We start from the raw sequence: 18955 nt of genomic DNA, 5'->3' as shown, positions 1-18955 counted from the left end.
ACGTCTACCTCCTGCTACACCTGGATCTGGCCGGCGAGCTGCTGGATGTGGATGAGCACGAACTCGGCGGGCTTCAGCGGGGCGAACCCGACCAGGATGTTGACGATGCCGCGGTCGATGTCGTTCTGCGGATTGTTCGTCGCGTCGCATTTCACGAGATAGGCGTCCTTCGGCGTACGGCCCTGGAACGCGCCTTGCCGGAACAGATTGTTCATGAACGCGCCGACGTTGAGCCGGATCGACGACCACAACGGTTCGTCGTTCGGTTCGAACACCACCCACTGCGTGCCGCGGAAAAGGCTTTCCTCGATGAAGAGCGCCAATCGCCGCACGGGCAGGTATTTCCACTGGTTCGCAAGCACGTCCGCGCCGCGTTGGGTGCGCGCGCCCCAGATCACGTTCCCCACCGAAGGCATGCCGCGCAGGCAGTTCACGCCGAGCGGGTTGAGCACGCCGTTCTGCAGGTCGGTGAGCCGGACGGTAAGGCCGCTGACCCCGTTCAGCGTCGCCTCGGTTCCGGCCGGGGCCTTCCAGACGCCCCGCTGGACGTCCGTGCGCGCCCAGGTTCCCGCGATCATTCCGCACGGAGGGAAATTGCGAACGAAGTTCTCCTGCTTGGGATCCGGCTGTTTGACCTGCGGGAAGTACAGCGCCGCATTGCGGGCGAAATCGTTGTTCATCACGAAGCCGTCCGCCTTCACGGCCTTAGCGACGACATCCGGCGCTTGCCACTGCGGGTCCGGGTCCACGATCAGCATCGCCCGGCGGTCCACGCAGAACTTGATCGCGTCGTCCAGCACGCTCTGCGCGCCGCCGATGAGCCCAGGTGCGCCCGGCAGGCAGAGCATGTTGAAGATGTCGGTCTTGAGCAAGGCGTACATGCCGGTTTGCTGCACCTTGTCGCCAAGGTAATCCTCGCGCCGCGGCGTTGGCCCGTTGGCACCCTGGCCCGCTTCGGTGTACCAGATGTCTTTCTGCTTGGTGTCCTGGAACGGATCCTGCCCGTCTTCCAGCCCGGCGGAACTGTGCGCGGTCGGCCGTCGCTCGGCGTTCTCGACCGATCCGATCAACGTCGAGGACGCGATGACGTTCCCCAGTGTGCGCGGGGAATTCTTGTCGATGCTGACGTTGAGGTACTGCTCGGTGACCTTGCTGGTCCGGTCGTGCACAGTCAGGTTGTACAGCTGGTTGAGCTCGTCCTTGACGGTGTTGTAGTCGACCCGCGCCAGCAGCGTTCCGTTGGCCCAGGTTCCTTCTCCGGCCGCGTTCAGCGTCGGCCCCGCCGGCAACACGATCTTCGCCCGCGCGGCCGCGGGCGGTGCCGTGGTGTCCTCGGCAGCAGGCTGGCCCGTGCCGGACGGCGGGGTGGTCGGCTGCGCGGTGCCGAACACCCGCACGATTTCGGCCTCGCTGCCGCCGTTCTGGTAGAACTGCCAGACCGCGTAGCTGAGGTCGCTCGCCGGGTCGAGGCCGCCGAACTGCTGTTCGTAGTCCTCCCAGCTCGTGATGTGCACCGCCACGTTCGTGACGCCGCGCGGTGCGGTGCCGACGAAAGCCGCGACCGAGGTGGGCACCCCGATGATGGTCCGAACCGCGCTCGGCAGTTCGTCGATGTAGACACCCGGAAAAGTGGGCGTGATGGGCATGGCCGTCTCCCTCCGCGGCTTTCTCGGCCGTGGTCGTGAGCGTGCACTGGTTCCGTCACCGCGGCGTCACGTCGCCTTCGCCGGCGCCGATCCGGCTCAGCCAGCGGTCCACCGACGCGAGAACCTGTTCGCGGGTCGTGAGCACCTCCGACGTCGTCGCGTCGGTGCGCACGTCCGCGGTGGTCGTGATGCGGACCCGCAGCTGTCCTTCGGAAGTGCACCACGCCCGAAGGACGTGCAGCGCGATTCGCTCCGGGTCCGCACCTGCCATACGGTGCAGTACAACGGTTCCCCGTCACCGCACCGTCACCCGGATCAGGCGAGCAACGCCCGCACACCCGGACTGGGCCGCACGCCGAGTTCGGTGTGCAGCAATTCCGCCAAGGCGCGGTAAGCCCGCACCGCTTCCCCGCGATTCCCCTCGAGAAGATGAACCCGGATCAGACAGCGATGCGCGCTCTCTCGCAACGGTTCGGCGTCAACCGCGGTGAGCGCGGCGTCGATCGCCTCGGAGAACCGGCCCGCTTCGCCGAGCCGTCCCGCCAGGCATTCCAACGCGTGCAAGCGAAGCTGCCGCCACCGTTCACGGAAGACGAACAGCCAGTCGTCGTACCAGTCCGGCAGCAAATCGGTCGACAGCAAGCCGATCACCGGTTCGCTGTCGTCGGGAAGCTCCGCGTCGGCGGACGCGAGCGAACGCGCCAGGCTCGACGCGGCTTGCACGTCGACGGCCGCGGTGTCCGAGAGCGACAGTCGCTCGGCCGTCGCCTGCACCAGATCCCGATGCACCCGGCCGATCCGCCACAGCGTGGTGCGGAGGCTCGCCGCACCGTGTTCCTCCGACGAGTCCGCCCACAGCGCGTGCGCGACCTCGGCCCGCCGCACGGGCCGGTCTCGAAGCGCCAGGTACGTCACTAACCGTTGAGCCGCACGGGAAAGCGGCCGCGCGTCAGCCGCGCCGTCCACCGCGAAGGCCGGCAACGTCTGCACGACAAGCACCGACGCCGTTCCAGTTCCCTCTCCCGATTCGTAGTCCACCGTTTTCGCCCGCGAACCGACCATCCGAACCGACACCCCCTCGATCCACGGCAGCGTCCCCCGCGAGCGCTGCCGGTCGAACTCCGATGATCGTGACCGTGCCGCCGCCGCGCCATCCGTGCTACCACGTAACTTCGCTCACGGCCGTTCCCGCGCCTGCGTGAACGACCCTCCCGGACCGGCCCCGGCCAGCAGTCTCTGGTCCCGCAGGAAGGAAAGGAACTGAAGATACGTGCGCTGGTTGAACGCGTTGGCCGGCCAGATCTCGTCACCCGGCCGCAGCGCCGCACCAGCCATTCGGCGGTACCGCGCGTTGATCGCCTCGGAGACCCGGATGAACACTCCCACGTCCCCGATCGACGCGATCCGCTGCGACACCGGCACCCCCTGGGCTTCCCCGGCGAGAAACCGGTCGAGAGTGGTGCTCGTGATGACCCGGGCCAGATACCCGCCGAACTCGCGCCACGCCTGCTGCTCCGCCGGCGTGTACCCGGTGAGATCCCAGTTGGCCGAGTCGAATATGCCAATCACACTGCCGAACATCTGCGCCACCACACTGCTGACGCCCTGCGCGACCGCACCCGCCGTCTGCACCCCGGACGCCAGCCCGGTCGCGACGCGCTGAGTCCATGCCGCGACCGCCGGCGCGACTGTGTCCGTCACGCTCACGCCGTAACTGCCCGACGCTCGCGCGCCGGCCTCGGCCCCGAGACTGAACGCGGCCGCCACCCAGCCTTCCTCCCCCGAGAAAAGCCCGGTACTGACCGAAAACCCCACTCCGGCAAGCAGTTTCACCGCGACGTTGACACTTCCGCCCGCATACGCGCCGGACACATTTCCCGCTCGACCGGCCGGGCCGAGCCGGAGCGCGAAGACGATCGCTTCGCTGCCTCCCGCGGTCACGCCGACCCCGAGTTCGCCGTAACCGATGACGTCGGTCGTCACTTCGCCGGACTCGATGTTGACGAAGACCATCGTGTCCTGCCCCGCGCCCGCCCCGACCACCGCACCGGCATTGCCGGAAGCGCGCATCCCGATCGCGGCGCCAGTGATCGCCCACCCCAGCAACCTCAGCGGCGCGGACAACACCGAGACGGCCACCCGCGCGGCGCCGAAGATCCGGTTGCCGCGAAGATTCGTGACCACCGCCCGGGTGTCGGGCTCAGCCTGCCGGGCGACGCCGGGCGCACTGGCCCCGGACACCTTGACCGGCCCGCCGCTGACGACCGCGTCCGCCGCCACGTCCGCCGACCGTTCGAGCTGATGCCCGGCCGCCGGTCCGCCGCCGCGCCGCTGCTGGACGACATGCGCCAGTTCGTGCGCGAGGGATCGATTGCCGGACGTCGTCCCGGGCCGGTATTCCCCAGTACCGAACACGATCCGCTCGCCCACTGTGTACGCCTTCGCGCCGAGCCAGGCCGCCGAATCGGCTGCCGTCCGGTCCGAGTACACGCGCACCTGGCTGAAGTCCTGGCCGAAGCGCTGCTCCATGAAATACCGGATGTCCGGTTCGAGCGGGTTTCCTCCGCGCGCGGGCTCAGGCCCGGGTTCGGCCGGTCCCGGCGCGGGCACCCGGACGTGCTGCTCCATCGAGGACCCTCCCGATCACTGGACCACCGGGGCAGTGTCATCGGGATCCGTCACCGCTACGTCACCGTTTTTCGCGGCGACGGCCGGTAAATTCGGCATATTCCTTTCCGCGACGCCGTCGTCGGTCAGCGAGCGCGCCGGTCGCGAACCCACTGCGCCAGCCGCACCCGGGATTTGAGGCCGAGCTTGCGGTAGACGTTGCGCAGATGCGTCTCCACCGTCCGCTCGCTGAGGAAGAGCGCGGAGGCGATGTCCGCGTTCGACAGTCCTTTCCCGACGAGCACGGTGATCTCCGATTCCCGCCGGGTGAGCGGCCCGGACCGCTGCGCCGGTACCGAATGCCCCTGCTTCACGATCCGCTCCGGCCAGGGCGCACTGCCGGCCGCGGTGAACGCCGCCGTCGCCGAGGACGCCATCACCTCCGCCTCCGACGGGTCCAGCAGTTCGGCCAGCTCCAATTCCGCCTGCGCGGCAAGCAGATTCATTCCAAACCCGCGAAGCACGGTCGCCGAACCACGCAGCCGGTCGACCGCCTCCGTCGCGTTCCCCCGGGCCGCCTCGGCGAACCCCTGCTGCCGGTCGGCGAGCGCGTGCAGCACCGGAGCGTTGCTGCCCGCCCCGCGAAGCAGGCCGACCACGCGGTCAGCCTCCGTCAGATCTCCCCGCTGCACTGCGGCGTATCCGGCGAAGGACACTCGGAGACAGTTGAGCTGCGTGTCGCCGAACGGCAACGTGTCGGTCAGCGCCGGGGCTTGTGCCGCCACCCCGCGCCGAACCGCCAATGCCGTCGCCGCCAGGTCGAACGCGTCCAGGAGGTCGATCTGCGAAGGGTCGTAATGCCTGCGCGCGTCGGCCAGGTCCGCCGCCGCTTCATCGAGATGACCTCGTTCGGCACGGACAAACGCCCGTCCAGCAAGGGTTCGACCCACCAATCGATCCTGCCCGACCCGGCGCGCCTCGGCCACCGCACTGTCCATTTCAGACAGTGCAGTCCGGAGATCCCCGGAGAAGTACCGCGTGGTCGCGAGCATTGTCTGCAGATAACACGTGGCGGACGGCAGCCATTGCCGCACCGCCGGAGTACTGCTGACATCCGCGACCCGGATCGCCGTGACGAGATCACCGCGCAGCGTTGACAAACCGTTGAGCATCATCCGCGGAGCGAACGCGAGCCGCGGGCCTTCGTCGCCACAGCGAAGCGCAAGCTCCAGCGCACTGCGCAACTCCACGACCGCCGTCTCGACATCACCCGACAACGCCGCCAGCGCCCCGGCCCCGAGATGCGCGACCGAATGCGCCCCCGGAGTGTCGCTTGTGGACGGAAGCGCGACGAGCTCCTGCGAAATCACCGCCAGCTCCGGAAAATCGCCGTGCCGCAGCGCGATGATCCAATGGATCAGCAACCGCGTCGGCGGATCCGTGTCCGGACGGCGACCGCTGGCCCTCGCCAGCCCGACCGCCGCCGGAAGGTTCCCGCGCTCGACTTCGAGCAACGCCTGCAAATGCCGCCACGCCCGCCTGCGCTCGGTGTCCTGCCCACGCCGCTCGCTGAGCGCGACCGCGTCCTGCAACAACTCGGCAGCTTCATCCAACCGGCCACGACCCTGCTGCAATCTCGCTAAGTCGACAAGCAACGCCGGCACCGCGTCCGGCCGCGCATCACGCGCCCGCCGCAACGCAGCCGCGAGATACTCAGCAGCTTCGTCCAAATCCCCGACGGTCAGCGCCCGGGTTCCCGCAGCACTGAACGCCTCGATCGCCCGGTCCACCGGAACGCTGTTCCCGCCGGCCGCGTAATGCGGCGCCGCCGCGACGGTACGGTCCGCGCGATGCAGCGCCGCCCCGATCGCCGCGTGCAGCGCCCTTCGCTCAGCGAGCAGAAGTTCGTGATAAACCGCCTCAGCATAAAGAGGATGCGCCACCTGATAATGCGGCTCGACCTCCGACTGATGCTCAGTGACCAGCCGGCGCCCGACCAGCCGCCGCAACGCCGCGTGCAGCGCGGGCAACCCCATCCCGGAGACATCGGCCAGCACCTCCGGCCGCCCGTGCGTCCCGGCGACCGCGACCACCTCCAGCAGCCGCCGGTCCACCTCGCCGAGCCGGCTGATCTGCTCCCGCACGATGTCCCGGATCACCTCCGGCAACGGCCCGCACATCCGGCTCGCGACGAGATGCCGGGTCAGCGCGACGACGAACAACGGGAACCCGGACGCGCGCGCCGTGACCGCGCGCAGCAACGCGAGCGGCGGCGGGGTGCCCAGGACGTGCTGCACCAGATCGCGCACCGCCTGGTCGGTGAGCGGCGCGAGTTCGAGCAGCCTCCCCGCCTGATGCCGCCGGGTCGCCTCCGCCATCGCGTCGAGCGCCTCGTTGTCGACGCCCGAGCGAAAACACCCGATCACGAGCAGCGGCAGTTCCTCCGCGTTGCGCCCGAGATAGTGCAGCAGTTCGATGGTCCCCCGATCAGCGCAATGGAGGTCGTCGACGACGAGCAGCACCGGACTACCGACGGTGAGCTGCCGCGTCGCCGCGAGCACCGCTTCGCACATCCGGGTGCGCTGCAGTCCCGGATCCCCGGATTCGGGTGAAACCGGACGCAGATCGGGGAACAATGCGCCGAGATTACCGGGCTCCGGAGAAAATCCGGCGGATTCACTCAGATGGCCGCGGAAAGCCTGGACGATCGGCGCGTACGAAAGGCCCGACAACAACGGGTCCGCGCGCCCCTCGACAATCGCGAATCCCTTGCCGCGAGCCGCCCCGATCGCCTCGGCGGCCAGCCGGGACTTGCCGATCCCCGGCTGCCCGCACACCACGACCGCGCCCCCTCGCCCGGCGCCCGCGGCGTCGATCGCCCCTGCCAGCACAGCGAATTCGGCGTCCCGGCCAATCAGCGGAACGCCCGGTTCGGATCCGCGATACGAGCCGACCCCGCCTCTTCGAGGCAGGTCCGCACTCCCGGCCGGTGCTGCGTCCATTCGCCAGCCTCCCCGAACAAGTGCCCTCGAAACCATACCGCCCGAGAGCGGAAGCACGAGCGAATTTCTCACCAGGGGAAAATGGGAAGGAGAATCTGGCCGCTGACCTGCGGAAGCCGCATCCGGGCACGTGGGGCCAGACCTGCGCCGCACAGCTGAGGACAATTTTCCGGATGTGGGCAATGGGGTGAATGGGACCGAGGAGCAGTTCCGGCGACGGTTCGAGGTGCTCCGCGGAAACGGCGTGCGCGGCGATCTAGCCGGGTTCGGCTGTGCTGAGCGAACCGCCGGGTTCGGCTGTGCTGAGCGAACCGCCGGGTTCAGCTGTGCTGAGCGAACCGCGGAGGTCACCGCCTTCGTGGCCCGATGCCGTGCCTTCGCCGCTGCTCCACGACCGAGCGCGCACGCACTCCGGAACGCGCTGCCCGCCGCTCCGGGACCGCCTGCGCATGCACTCGCTTGCCCGGCCGCCGTCGAAGATCCCCGGCCCGCAGCCCTCCGGTGCACCACCCCGGACCCGGCGGTTGGGGGCGCCCGCACCCGGACGCCCCCACCGGGGTCACTCCACCAGCAGATCCTCAATCATGATCGGAATGCTCCGCACCCGAATCCCGGTCGCGTTGCACACCGCGTTCGCCACCGCGGCCGCCATGCCGACCGCGCCGATCTCGCCTACTCCGCGGGCGCCGACGGCGTTGTGCAGCGTGTCCGGGTATTCGACGAACTGCACGTCGATCTCCGGGATGTCGGCGTTGACCGGCAGCAGGTAGCTCGCGAAGTCCGCGTTCGCGAAGCGGCCGCTCGGCTCCACTTCCAGCCCCTCGTGCAGAGCCGCGGACACGCCCCAGATCATGCCGCCGGACAGCTGGCTCCTCGCCTGCGTCGGGTTGATGATCCGGCCGCCGTCGAAGACGCCCAGCATCCTCGACACCCGGACCTCGCGGGTCAGCCGGTGCACCCGGACCTCGCAGAACTGCGCGCCGAACGAGCTGAACGAATGCTTCGTCATCTCCTCGCCCGGGGCGGAGGAACCCTTGGCGGACAAGGATTCCCGGCCGATCGCGCGCAGCAGTTCACCGAACGGCATGGTGCCGCGGTTGCCGTGCAGCAGGCCCTCGGCGTACGTGACTACCTCGCCCTCGAACGGCGCGCCCGGTTCGGCGGCGAGCGCCACCAGTTCGTCAAGCAGTTCGGTCGCCGCGAGCATGATCGCGGTGCCGGTGCTCGCCGTGGCGGTCGAGCCGCCGGACATCCCGCCCGGTGCGTACCGCGAGTCGCCCAGGTGCGGGGTGACGCGTTCCGGGTCGATGTCGAGGGATTCTGCCCCGATGGTGGCCAGCACGGTGAGCAGCCCGGTGCCCGGGTCGGCCCCGCTCGTGGAGACGTCCGCGGTCTCGTCCGCGTTGAGCGTGATCTCGACCGTCGCCGGGAAGCGCAGCCCCGGGAACATCGCGGTCGCGGTGCCCATGCCGACGAGCCAGTCCCCGTCGACGTGCCCGCGCGGCGACCGGTTCGCCCAGCCGAACCGCTGCGCCCCGATCTCGTAGCACTCGTCGAGATGCTTGCTCGACCACTGCAGATCGACCCCGGGCGGAGCGAGCGAACTGTTGCGCCTGCGCAGTTCGATCGGGTCCATCTCGAGCGCGATCGCCAGTTCGTCAACAGCGCTCTCAAGCGCGAACGACCCCGACGCCTCCCCCGGCGCGCGCATGAACGTGCCCGGCGGAATGTGCAGCGGCACCATCTTCTGGCTGATCGACAGGTTCTGCGTCGCGTACCACTCGCGCGAGGTGCCGTGCGACGTCGGCTCCACAAAGGACCGGCTCATCGACGTGGCGGACCAGGAATCGTGCTGCACCGCGATCAGCGTGCCGTCGCGGTCCGCGCCCAGTGCGACCTTCTGCACCGTCGCCGGCCGGTTCGCGGTCGCCGTGAACACCTGCTCGCGGGTGAGCGCGCACTTCACCGGACGGTCCAGCGCCTTGGCCGCGGCCGCGGCCAGCATCCCCGGAGCCGAGGTGCCCGCCTTGCCGCCGAACGCCCCGCCCACATACGGGTTCACCGCGTGGATCGCCGACGGCTCGATGCCCAGCACCCCGGCCATTTCCATGGCCTGCAGGTGACTGGCCTGGTTTCCGCTGTAGAGGGTGAGCTCGCCGCCGTCCCACTTCGCGACCGCCGAATGCGGTTCCATCGCCGCGTGGTTCTGCGTCGCGGTGCGGTACGTCTGCGAGACGACGACCGGGCTCTGCGCCAGCGCGTCCACAATGGACTCGACGCCGTCGGCGAGCACCTCGATCGACGGCGCCGCTCCCCGGCTCTCCGGCGCGTCCTCAGCGGTCGCGAGCCCGTCTTCCATCGACGTCTGCGCGGGCTTTTCCTGGTACGAGACCTCGATCAGCCCCGCCGCGTCCCGCGCCTGCTCGAACGTTTCCGCCACGACCAGCCCGATCGGCTGCCCGTAGAACACCACGTCCCGGTCGTGCAGCGGCAGCCACACGTCCCCCATCAGCTGCGACTTGAACGGGTGCAGTTCGAGCGGGTCGAACGGGCTGTAGACGCTGACCACCCCGGGCGCGCCCTTCGCCGCGGTCACGTCCATCGCGGTGATCTCGCCGTGCGCGATCGTGCTGAGCACGATGTACCCGTACAGCATGCCCGGGAGAGTGCGGTCCAGCGCGTAGTCGGCGGCACCGGTGACTTTCCGCGGAGCGTCCAGCCGCGCGCTCATGCCCGGCTCCCTTCGGTCAGTTCGAGCAGCGCGCGGACGATCGTCCGCTTCAGCAGCGAAGGTTTGAACACGTTGCCGGACAACGGCTTCGCCCCGTCCACCGCGACCGCGGCGGCAGCGGCGAAGGCCTCTTCGGTCAGCTCCGCGCCGCGCAGCGCCTCCTCCACGGCGGGCAGCCGCCACGGCACCGTCCCGACCCCGCCCGCCGCCACGCGCGCGTCGGCGATCTTGCCGTCGCGCACGTCGAGCGCGACCGCCGCCGAGCACAGCGCGAACTCGTACGACTGCCGGTCGCGGATCTTGATATACGTGGAGTTCGCCGCCCAGTCGAGCCGCGGCACGCGCACCTCGGTGATCAGCTCACCGGGACGCAGGTCGTGCTCGATTTCCGGGGTGTCGCCCGGTTCGCGGTAGAACTCGGTGAGCGCGACCGTCCGGGTGCCCTCGGCGCCGGCCAGCACGACCTCCGCGTCGAGCGCGACCAGCGCCACCGCGACGTCGCTGGCGTGGGTGGCCACGCAGGAGTCGCTGGTGCCGAGGATCGCGTGCATCCGGTTGACGCCGGAAATCGCCGAACAGCCGCTGCCCGGTGAGCGCCGGTTGCACGGCATGGCGACGTCGCGGAAGTACGAGCACCGCGTGCGCTGCATCAGGTTGCCGCCGATGCTGGCCATGTTCCGCAGCTGCTGCGACGCGCTGAGCAGCAGCGCGCGCGAGATCGCCGGGTACACGCCGGGATGCGCGGCGATGTCGCCCATCCGTTCCAGCGCGCCGAACCGCAGGCCGTCGGCGGTGTCGATGCCCCGCAGCGGGAGGTCGTTGATGTCCAGCACCTGCTGCGGGGTGAGGACGTCGAGCTTCATCAGGTCGACGAGGGTGGTGCCGCCTGCCAGGTAGGTGCCCGCGCTGCCCAGCGCGTCCTCGACCGTGGCGGGTGCGGTGAGCTCAAACGGTCGCATCGGCCTGCCTCGCCTGTTCCACGGCGCGCACGATGTTCGGATAAGCCGAACAGCGGCACAGATTTCCGGACATGAACTCGCGGACGTCGGACACGTCGTCGCGCACCGCGGCGACCGCCGACATCACCTGGCCGGACGTGCAGAACCCGCACTGCAGCGCGTCCTGGTCCACGAACGCCTGCTGCACCGGGTGCAGTTCGTCCTCAGTGGACAGTCCTTCGACGGTGGTGACGGGACCGCGCACAGCGGCCGCGAGCGTGAGGCAGGACAGCACCGGCTTGCCGTCGACGTGCACGGTGCAGGCGCCGCACTGACCCCGGTCGCAGCCCTTCTTCGGGCCGGTGATGCCGAGCCGCTCGCGCAGCGCGTCCAGGAGGGTCACTCCCGGCTCGACGCTGACCTGTTCGGTTCTTCCATTGACTTCAAGGGAAATGTCCACAGTAGGGTTCGCTTTCCCGCAGCCCGTCCGCGGCGGACGTCCTGCGGCGTGATGGTGGTGGTGACGGCCCTTCGGGAACACGAGCCGCCGGGGTAAACCGGATATTCATCCGCTTGGCTCGCTTTGAACGAGGCTAGCGGATTAGAATCCGCTACGCAACGAAGTGGAGCTGCTCCAGGTGAGGCTGGAGCAGCTCCAGGTCAGACAAGGCGAAGCAAACGCGGGAGGCGCGATGCCGGTGAGCCCGCGGCGGGCGGACACCCGGCGCAACCACGAACGGATCCTGGCGGTGGCCGCGGAAACCGTGAGCCGAGCGGGAGAAGTGTCGTTCAACGCGGTCGCCAAGGAAGCGTGCGTCGGCGTCGGCACGGTGTACCGGCACTTCCCCACGCCGGAGTCGCTGGTGCTGGCCGTCTACGAGCGCGAGGTGAACCAGCTCGTCGAGATCGTGCCCGAATTACTCGCCAAACATTCCCCCGATCAGGCGTTGCGCGTCTGGATCGTGGACCACCTGGCGCACTACATGATGACGAAACGCGGGCTGGCCAACGCGTTGCGCGCGTCGCAGAGCGAACTGCCGACGCAGGCGTACGCGCGGATGATCGACGCGCTGGACACCCTGCGGAAAGCGAACGCGGAAGCGGGCACGATCCGGCCGGACCTGAAAACGGAAACCCTGATGCGCGGCCTCGGCGGGCTGTTTTTCCTTACCCCGGACGGAGATTGGAAGGCGGAGACCGAAGGAGTGGTCGACCTGGTGTGGCACGGAATGCGGCTGGACTGACGCTCAGCGAAGCTTCAAGTCCGCGAGGGGAACCCTGAGCGAATTAGAGTCAATGTCGGGAACTTAAGCTGCGTCGCCTCAGCCAGTTTCCCGTCCACAAAGGACACTTGCACCGTCGAAACGCCCGATCGATGCCCACGTGACCGCCTCTTCCGGTCTGCGAGGGGAACCCTGAGGGAATCTGATTACCTCAGGGTTCCCCTCACAGACCGCGAATCCGCACCCGCCGCAGTCCTCACTCCGAAGTAGACAACACCTTCAAATCCACCCCAGCCCGCTCGAAATGCCCCCGCGGATCCGGCACCAGCTTGCGCTTCTCCAGATCCATCAGCCCCAGCGTGCACTTGATCTCGGCCGACAGCGTCCCGTCCAGCTTCACGATGCGCGAGGTCATCCAGAACACCTTGCCGTCGCCGAACGAAGCGTCGCAGGTTACGTCCACCTCGTCGCCGGCGCGCAGTTCCCGCCGGTAGACGATGTTCGATTCGAGCAGCACCGGCGCGAGACGCGATTCGTGCAGGGTGTTGCCGCCCGCTGCCTCGAAGACTTCCAGCCGGGAGACCTCGCCGTACGAGTGGTACACGGCGTGGTTCAGGTGGCCCAGCGTGTCGAGTTCGTAGTGGCGCACCTTGATCCGGGTGCGGAACGGTTCGCGGTCAGTCACGCAGCCCACGTTAGTTGTCGTAGAAGAGTTCCTCGACCACCGCGTGCGCGTGCCTCGTCACACGGCGGTAGGCGTCGAGGAACTCGCCAGGGTCGTCGTCCACCGAGTAGCCGAACACGCGCGCCACCGCGGCGAGGTCGCGGCCGGTGCCGGGCACCTCGTCCGCGGCCTTCCCGCGCACCAGCATCGTCGCGTTGCGCACGCGCGTGGCCAGCAGCCAGGCCTCGCGCAACGACTCCACCGACTCCGCGGGCGCGAGACCCGCTTCGGCCAAGGCGGTCAGTGCGTCGAGGGTCGACGTCGTCCGCAGGCCAGGCACCTCGTGCGCGTGCTGCAACTGCAGAAGCTGGACGGTCCACTCAACGTCGGCGAGACCGCCTCGGCCGAGTTTCGTATGCCGCGTCGGGTCGGCGCCGCGCGGGAGGCGTTCGGTCTCCACCCGGGCCTTGATCCGCCGGATCTCGCGCGCGTCCGTCGGGTCGAGCCCGCCCTCCGGGTAGCGCAATGGGTCGATCATCTCGATGAACCGCTGGCCGAGGTCCTCGTCGCCGGCGACGAACCGGGCCCGCAGCAGCGCCTGCGACTCCCACACCTCGCCCCAGCGCTGGTAGTACGCCCGGTACGACTCCAGCGTCCGCACCAGCGGCCCGCTGCGCCCTTCCGGCCGGAGATCGGCATCGACGACCAGCGCCGGGTCCGCGCTCGGCGCGCCGAGGATCTTCCGCACCGTCTCCGCGACCGACGAGGCGAACCGCACCGCTTCGGCGTCCGGAACCCCTTCGGCGGGCTCGCAGACGAAGAGAACGTCGGCGTCCGAGCCGTAGCCCAGTTCCGCTCCGCCGAGCCGCCCCATGCCGATGACCGCGATCGTCGCCGGAGTACGTCCCAGCTCAGCCTGCCGTTGCCGGTAAGCCGCCGACAACGCGCCCTGCAGCACCGCCACCCACACGCTCGACAGCGCTTCGCAGACCGACGGAACATCCAGCAGCCCCAACAAATCCGCGCACGCGACACGCAGCAGCTCATGCCGACGAAGCGACCGCGCAGCGGTGACGGCGGCGCTCAACCCAGGCTGACGACGTACAGCAGCCCGCAGCGACGTCGCCACTTCGGCCGGAGTACGTCCGGTCAGCCGCGCCGGATCTCCCAGCAGCTGCAGCACTTCCGGTGCGCGGACGAGCAGGTCCGGCACCAAATTCGACGTGCCGAGCAGGAAGGCCAGGCGCTCGACGACAGTGCCCTCGTCACGCAGCACGCGCAGGTACCAAGGTGTGTCCTGAAGCGCCTCGGACACCTTGCGATACGAGAGCAGCCCGCCGTCCGGATCCGGCGTGTCGGCCAGGCAGTCGAGCAACACCGGAAGCAGCGCCTGCTGAATAGCCGCGCGCCGCGAGACCCCCGAGGTCAGCGCCTTGATGTGCTGCAGCGCCCCTTCCGGCGCGGCGTACCCGAGCGCGGCGAGCCGGCTGGCGGCCTGTTTCGTGGTGAGCCGCAACGCTTCCGTCGGCACATTCGCCACCGACTGCAGCAGCGGACGGTAGAAGACCTTCTCGTGCAGCCGCCGAATCCCCTGCGCGTGGCGGCGGAACTCGGCCAGCAGCGCCTCGCCTTGACTACGCCCGCGAACCGGCCGAATCCCACAGGCGCGCGCGAGAATCCGCAGCTCATCGGTGTCCGACGAGGCGGGGAACAGGTGCGTCCGCCGCAACCGGCGCAGCTGCAACCGGTGTTCGACGGTGCGCAGGAACTCGTACGACGAGCTCATCTCCGCCGCGTCCGCGCGGCCAACGTACCCGCCATCGCCGAGCGCGGCCAAAGCCTCCAAAGTGGACGGCGAGCGCAGCGCGGGATCCACCCGGCCGTGCACGAGTTGCAGCAGCTGCACCGCGAACTCGACGTCCCGCAGCCCGCCGCGGCCCAGCTTCAGCTCGCGTTCGAGATGCTCCGAAGCGACGTGGTCCTCCACCCGCCGGCGCATCTGCTGAACCTCGGTCACGAAGTTCTCGCGGTCCGCGGCCGACCACACCATCGGCGCGACCATCTCCGCGTACTGCCGCCCCAGTTCGACATCGCCCGCCACCGGACGCGCCTTCAGCAAAGCCTGGAACTCCCAGGTCTTCGCCCATTTCTGGTAGTACGCGGTGTGCCCTTCGAGCGTGCGCACCAGCGCACCGCTCTTGCCTTCCGGCCGCAATGCCGCGTCGACCTCGAAGCACGCGTTGCCGACCAGCCGCATCATCGTGCTGGCCAGCCGGGTCGCGACGCTGAGGTCACCCGCCCCGACGAAGATGACGTCGACGTCGCTCACGTAGTTCAGCTCGCGACCGCCGGTCTTGCCCATCGCGATCACCGCGAGCGTGCCTTCGGCGGACGCGCCAACCTCCTGCTCGGCGACCACGAGCCCGGCCTGCAGCGACGCCTCGGCGAGGGTGGTCAGCTCGCTGGCGACGTCGCGGAACTGCGGGTGTTCCAGCCCGGGCTCCACAAGGTGGCCGAGGTCCGCGGCGGCAATGCCGAGCAGCAGTCCGCGATAGCCAGCACGCAACTCGTGTTCGGCCGCCGTCCCGGTGAGGTACGTTCCGTCGTCCTGCCGAACCCGCTCGAGCAGCCGTTCCGCGAACTTCGCCGGATCGGTGCAGCGGTTGTCCGCGAGACAGCGCCACTCACCGGGATTGGCGACCAAGAAATCCGCCAACGCGGTGGAAGTGCCAAGCACGCCCAGGAGCCGTCCGCGGAACGTGCGGTTCTCTCGGAGCGTGCTGTCCAGCTCAGGCCAGCCGGGTTCGTCGGCCTCGCGGATGCGGTCGAGTCCGGCTAGCGCGAGGTCGGGATCGGCAGCGCGAGACAACGCAAGGAGGACGTCCGTGGCGCCGTCGGCTGGTCCGCCCTCGGTCCACCAGCCCGCCGCGCGCAGTTGACCGTCGGCCCGGGTGTCAGTGAAGCCGTACCTGGCCGCCGAAGCTGTGGTCCGCGCGCGCTCTGCCATCGCTCACACCGTAGCCGGACACGGGGCGGTTCAGGCAGCCAGGCGGTCCGGTTCGGTATCGGCGGCGGACGGTTCGGGGACCTGGAAGCTGTGCGCGGTGACGGGTTTGCGCCGCGACAGGAGGTAAATCCCGGCTGCGAAGAGAATCCCGGCGACGCCGACCGCGATGGTCCCGGCCTCGCCGAGCGACGCGATCTTGCCCGCCGCCGCACCGACGACAGCCGCGGCAGGCAGCGTGAACAGCCAAGCGACGACCATCCGGCCCGCCATCCGCCAGCGCACCGGAGCCTCGCGACGGCCGACGCCGGAGCCGACGATGCCACCCGAGCACACGTGTGTGGTCGACAGCGGGAAACCGAGGTGCGAGGACAGCAGGATCACGACCGCGCTGCTGGTCTGCGCGGAAAAGCCCTGCGGACCTTCGATGTCAGTGAGGCCCTTGCCGAGCGTGTGGGTGATCCGCCAGCCGCCGAGGTACGTGCCCAGCGCGAGCGCGGACGCGGCGCTGATGATCACCCAGACGGGCGGAGCGGACCCGGCGGGGAGACTGCCGGCCGCCACGAGCGTCAGGGTGATGACACCCATCGTCTTCTGCGCGTCGTTGGTGCCGTGCGCGAGCGAGACGAGAGACGCGGAGATGATCTGTCCAACCCGGAATCCGCGCCCGCCGCGCTTGCGGACCAGGAACCGGTAGACGAGGAAGGTGACCGCGGCCGCCGCCACTCCCGCGATGATCGGCGACGCGGCGGCCGGCACGAGCACCTTGTCCACGATCTTGGCGAAGTGCACGGAATCCGCGCCGGCGGACACCCAGGTCGCGCCGATCAGGCCGCCGAACAGCGCGTGCGACGAACTCGACGGCAGGCCGACGTACCAGGTGAAGAGGTTCCAGACGATCGCCCCGATGAGCCCGCCGAACACGATGGCGGGCCCGATCCTCGTCTCGTCGACCAGACCGCTGGAAATCGTTTTCGCGACCTCGACCGACAGGAACGCGCCAGCCAGGTTCAAGACCGCGGAGATCGCGACGGCGACGCGGGGCCGGAGTGCTCCGGTGGCGATCGAGGTCGCCATCGCGTTCGCCGTGTCGTGGAAGCCGTTCGTGAAATCGAAAACCAGCGCCGTGCAGATCACGACGACGACGAGCAGCGAGGGGTCCACCCCGACCTCCGAACCCTACGGAAATACCTCTCGCAAGGTACCTGACCGTTTGGGTGAACCGTTAACTCGCCGTAAGTGATTCCGACGTCATCCGTTAAGCCAACGGCAACTGGCGTTGACTTTCCGGAGCCGCCTGTAGCTGACCGGCGGCCAACTGGACGAACCGGCGCGCGAACGGACGCCACGTCTCGGCGATGTCCGCGTGCGCAGAGATCAAGGTGTCGCTCTCCAGCGCGCCCGGACGGGTGAGTTCCGCCATTTCCGGCTCCGCCTCGGCCCAGGCGAGGACGACGTCCGGCGTGGTCTCGATGTGGAACTGGACACCGTAGACACAACGGTTCATCCGGTAGGCCTGGTTCGCGTACTTCGGCGTGGACGCGAGCAGCTCGGCACTCGGCGGCAGGACGGTGATGACGTCGCGGTGGAACTGCAGGACATCCGGGAGGAAGGGCATGTCCGCGAAGAGCGGATCGATCCACGCGGCGTCCTTCTTGGACACCAGCCCCGGCCCGACCTCGGGTCCGTCCTCGCCCTCCGCCACCTGCCCGCCGGTCGCGACGGCGAGCAGCTGCGCGCCGAGACAGATCGCCAGCGTCGGCACGGCCTTCCCGGCCGCGGCGGCGAGAAGCTTCCGGACGTCGATGAGCCACGGGTGCCGGGAGTCGTCGAGCGCGCCCATGCCGCCGCCGAGGCAGATCAGCCCGTCGTAGCCGTCGAGACTCGCGGGCAGGTCCTGCTCCGGCGGCAGCCGCACGTCGAGCTCCGCCCCCGCCTCGGTGAGCCACTCCCCGAGCGGGCCGAGCGGGTCAGTGGCGTCGGGCTGGATGATGAGCAGACGAGTCACGGCGTCCAGGGTACGGCCATGCCGGCCTCCGTCGGATAGCCGTGGGCGAGCCAGGTCGTGATGCCGCCGGAGAGCCGCTTCGCCGTGAAGCCGAGCCGCGCGAGCCGGTACGCGCCCTGGGTGGCGGCGTTGCAGTAGATGCTCTCGCAGTAGCAGACGTAGACGAGGTTCCGGTCGAGGTCACAGGTGCTTTCCTCGGCCATTTCCCGGTACGGCAAGCAGATCGCGCCCGGCAGGTGCGCTTCCTCGTACGCGCCGGGGCTGCGGGTCTCGACGAGGACGTAGCCGTCGGTGCGTCCGTCCGCCAGGTCCAGGACGAGATCGACCGGGTCGACTTCGAAGGCGAGTTCGCGCCCGAAGTACTCGGCGGCGTTGGCAGGAGCTTCGAGGGGAAGGGAGAGGATGCGAGATTTCACGCTGTTGATCCTCCCGTTCCGCTGCGGTCGGGAGACAGGGGAAGATCCAGGTGTGCCGCTGTCTTCACCAGGGTTTTCCAGGTCTGGACGGCAGTTAGCCTTGAGTCTTGGGAAGGGGTGCCGCGAGTGGATCTGGACGACGTCGATCGACAGTTGCTGGAGCTGCTCCAGCATGACGGCCGCCTGACGTTCTCGGAACTAGGCCGCCGGGTCTCGCTGTCCGCGCCGGCGGTGACGGAACGGGTGCGCCGGCTGGAACAGCGCGGGGTGATCACCGGCTACGGCGCGCGGGTTGATCCGGAGAAGCTGGGCCGTCCGATCCAGGCGATGGTCCGGGTCCGAGTCCGCAGCCTGGACGGCCCGCGGTTCCGCGAGACGATCCTCCCGCTGCCGGAGATCACCGACGCCGACCACGTCACCGGGGACGAGTGCTGGCTGCTCCGGGTGCACTGCCGTACGACCGCGGAGCTGGAGCAGTTCGTGGAGCGGGCCCATCGCTACGGCGAGACGACGACCTCGCTGGTGTTCTCTTCTCCCGTTCGGAGCCGCGGGTTGCCGCTGTGACCTGGACATGACGAAGGCCCGAACCCCGCCGGGGTTCGGGCCTTGACGGGCTTGGAAATGAGTCTGGGCCCCGGGAGAACCGCTGCGGGTTCTCGACCGGGGCCCAGACTGTTTGGTTAAGTTCGGCGGTGTCCTACTCTCCCACAACCCTT

General features: G+C 69.1%; 15 protein-coding genes. 2 read left to right on the top strand and 13 right to left on the bottom strand.

Translation table 11 applies throughout. The features are described from left to right. Positions 1-14: 14 nt before the first annotated feature. From ACFXI3_RS30505 to ACFXI3_RS30470, 8 genes are all read right to left on the bottom strand, one after another. Entirely contained in the window at positions 15-1646 is a 1632-nt protein-coding gene (locus ACFXI3_RS30505) for a phage tail sheath family protein (RefSeq protein ID WP_378404147.1), read from the bottom strand. A gap of 55 nt (positions 1647-1701) precedes the next feature. Next, positions 1702-1917, bottom strand: a complete 216-nt coding sequence (locus ACFXI3_RS30500; RefSeq protein WP_344268647.1) for a hypothetical protein — start codon at positions 1915-1917, stop codon at positions 1702-1704. Between the two features lie 44 nt (positions 1918-1961). Next, complete coding sequence (locus ACFXI3_RS30495; RefSeq protein ID WP_344268644.1) at positions 1962-2720, bottom strand: BTAD domain-containing putative transcriptional regulator; 759 nt, start codon at positions 2718-2720, stop codon at positions 1962-1964. A gap of 102 nt (positions 2721-2822) precedes the next feature. Further along, a complete protein-coding gene (locus ACFXI3_RS30490; RefSeq protein ID WP_378404145.1) occupies positions 2823-4274 on the bottom strand; it encodes a DUF4157 domain-containing protein in 1452 nt (483 codons plus the stop codon). A gap of 125 nt (positions 4275-4399) precedes the next feature. Then, positions 4400-7255 (bottom strand): AAA family ATPase, encoded by a 2856-nt coding sequence (locus ACFXI3_RS30485; protein ID WP_378404143.1) that lies wholly within the window; start codon positions 7253-7255, stop codon positions 4400-4402. A 559-nt stretch (positions 7256-7814) separates the two neighbouring features. Beyond that, positions 7815-9986, bottom strand: a complete 2172-nt coding sequence (locus ACFXI3_RS30480) for a xanthine dehydrogenase family protein molybdopterin-binding subunit (RefSeq protein WP_378404141.1) — start codon at positions 9984-9986, stop codon at positions 7815-7817. Continuing rightward, a complete protein-coding gene (locus ACFXI3_RS30475; protein WP_378404139.1) occupies positions 9983-10945 on the bottom strand; it encodes an FAD binding domain-containing protein in 963 nt (320 codons plus the stop codon). The genes ACFXI3_RS30480 and ACFXI3_RS30475 overlap by 4 nt, the downstream gene beginning before the upstream one ends. Then, complete coding sequence (locus ACFXI3_RS30470; protein ID WP_344268629.1) at positions 10932-11384, bottom strand: (2Fe-2S)-binding protein; 453 nt, start codon at positions 11382-11384, stop codon at positions 10932-10934. The genes ACFXI3_RS30475 and ACFXI3_RS30470 overlap by 14 nt, the downstream gene beginning before the upstream one ends. Before the next feature lie 232 nt (positions 11385-11616). On the opposite strand from ACFXI3_RS30470, the gene ACFXI3_RS30465 reads away from it, so the two are divergent. Next, positions 11617-12168, top strand: a complete 552-nt coding sequence (locus ACFXI3_RS30465) for a TetR/AcrR family transcriptional regulator (RefSeq protein WP_344268626.1) — start codon at positions 11617-11619, stop codon at positions 12166-12168. 235 nt (positions 12169-12403) lie between these two features. Here ACFXI3_RS30465 and ACFXI3_RS30460 read toward each other — a convergent pair whose 3' ends face one another. The 5 genes from ACFXI3_RS30460 to ACFXI3_RS30440 all read right to left on the bottom strand — a co-directional run bounded on the left by ACFXI3_RS30460 (position 12404) and on the right by ACFXI3_RS30440 (position 18239). Beyond that, positions 12404-12832, bottom strand: a complete 429-nt coding sequence (locus tag ACFXI3_RS30460; RefSeq protein ID WP_378404137.1) for an acyl-CoA thioesterase — start codon at positions 12830-12832, stop codon at positions 12404-12406. A 10-nt stretch (positions 12833-12842) separates the two neighbouring features. Then, the gene (locus ACFXI3_RS30455; RefSeq protein WP_378404135.1) at positions 12843-15818 is read right to left on the bottom strand and encodes a bifunctional [glutamine synthetase] adenylyltransferase/[glutamine synthetase]-adenylyl-L-tyrosine phosphorylase; all 2976 of its coding nucleotides are present in this window, start codon (positions 15816-15818) and stop codon (positions 12843-12845) included. 30 nt (positions 15819-15848) lie between these two features. Then, on the bottom strand, positions 15849-16979 hold the full coding sequence (locus ACFXI3_RS30450; RefSeq protein ID WP_378404134.1) for an anion permease: 1131 nt from the start codon (positions 16977-16979) through the stop codon (positions 15849-15851). Between the two features lie 94 nt (positions 16980-17073). After that, positions 17074-17823: a type 1 glutamine amidotransferase gene (locus tag ACFXI3_RS30445; protein ID WP_378404132.1), complete on the bottom strand. Its 750-nt coding sequence runs from the start codon at positions 17821-17823 to the stop codon at positions 17074-17076. Beyond that, on the bottom strand, positions 17820-18239 hold the full coding sequence (locus ACFXI3_RS30440; protein WP_378404130.1) for a rhodanese-like domain-containing protein: 420 nt from the start codon (positions 18237-18239) through the stop codon (positions 17820-17822). The genes ACFXI3_RS30445 and ACFXI3_RS30440 overlap by 4 nt, the downstream gene beginning before the upstream one ends. Positions 18240-18365: 126 nt before the next feature. Between ACFXI3_RS30440 and ACFXI3_RS30435 the strand changes: the two genes are divergently transcribed. Then, positions 18366-18803 carry an Lrp/AsnC family transcriptional regulator gene (locus tag ACFXI3_RS30435; RefSeq protein ID WP_344268601.1) on the top strand — a complete coding sequence of 146 codons (438 nt, stop codon included), beginning with the start codon at positions 18366-18368 and terminating at the stop codon, positions 18801-18803. The last annotated feature ends 152 nt before the right edge of the window (positions 18804-18955 follow it).

The sequence above is a fragment of the Amycolatopsis sp. NPDC059235 genome (assembly GCF_042754125.1).
In the GTDB taxonomy this organism is placed as follows: Bacteria; Actinomycetota; Actinomycetes; order Mycobacteriales; family Pseudonocardiaceae; genus Amycolatopsis; species Amycolatopsis albidoflava.
Note: the sequence above shows the minus strand (reverse complement) of the source record. Positions and strands in the feature narration are given on the sequence as shown.

Coding starts and splice junctions, on each gene's coding strand:
- ACFXI3_RS30490 (WP_378404145.1), bottom strand. CDS start 4,274: ATGGAGCAGCACGTCCGGGTGCCCGCGCCGGGACCGGCCGAACCCGGG.
- ACFXI3_RS30480 (WP_378404141.1), bottom strand. CDS start 9,986: ATGAGCGCGCGGCTGGACGCTCCGCGGAAAGTCACCGGTGCCGCCGAC.
- ACFXI3_RS30485 (WP_378404143.1), bottom strand. CDS start 7,255: ATGGACGCAGCACCGGCCGGGAGTGCGGACCTGCCTCGAAGAGGCGGG.
- ACFXI3_RS30505 (WP_378404147.1), bottom strand. CDS start 1,646: ATGCCCATCACGCCCACTTTTCCGGGTGTCTACATCGACGAACTGCCG.
- ACFXI3_RS30500 (WP_344268647.1), bottom strand. CDS start 1,917: ATGGCAGGTGCGGACCCGGAGCGAATCGCGCTGCACGTCCTTCGGGCG.
- ACFXI3_RS30475 (WP_378404139.1), bottom strand. CDS start 10,945: ATGCGACCGTTTGAGCTCACCGCACCCGCCACGGTCGAGGACGCGCTG.
- ACFXI3_RS30465 (WP_344268626.1), top strand. CDS start 11,617: ATGCCGGTGAGCCCGCGGCGGGCGGACACCCGGCGCAACCACGAACGG.
- ACFXI3_RS30455 (WP_378404135.1), bottom strand. CDS start 15,818: ATGGCAGAGCGCGCGCGGACCACAGCTTCGGCGGCCAGGTACGGCTTC.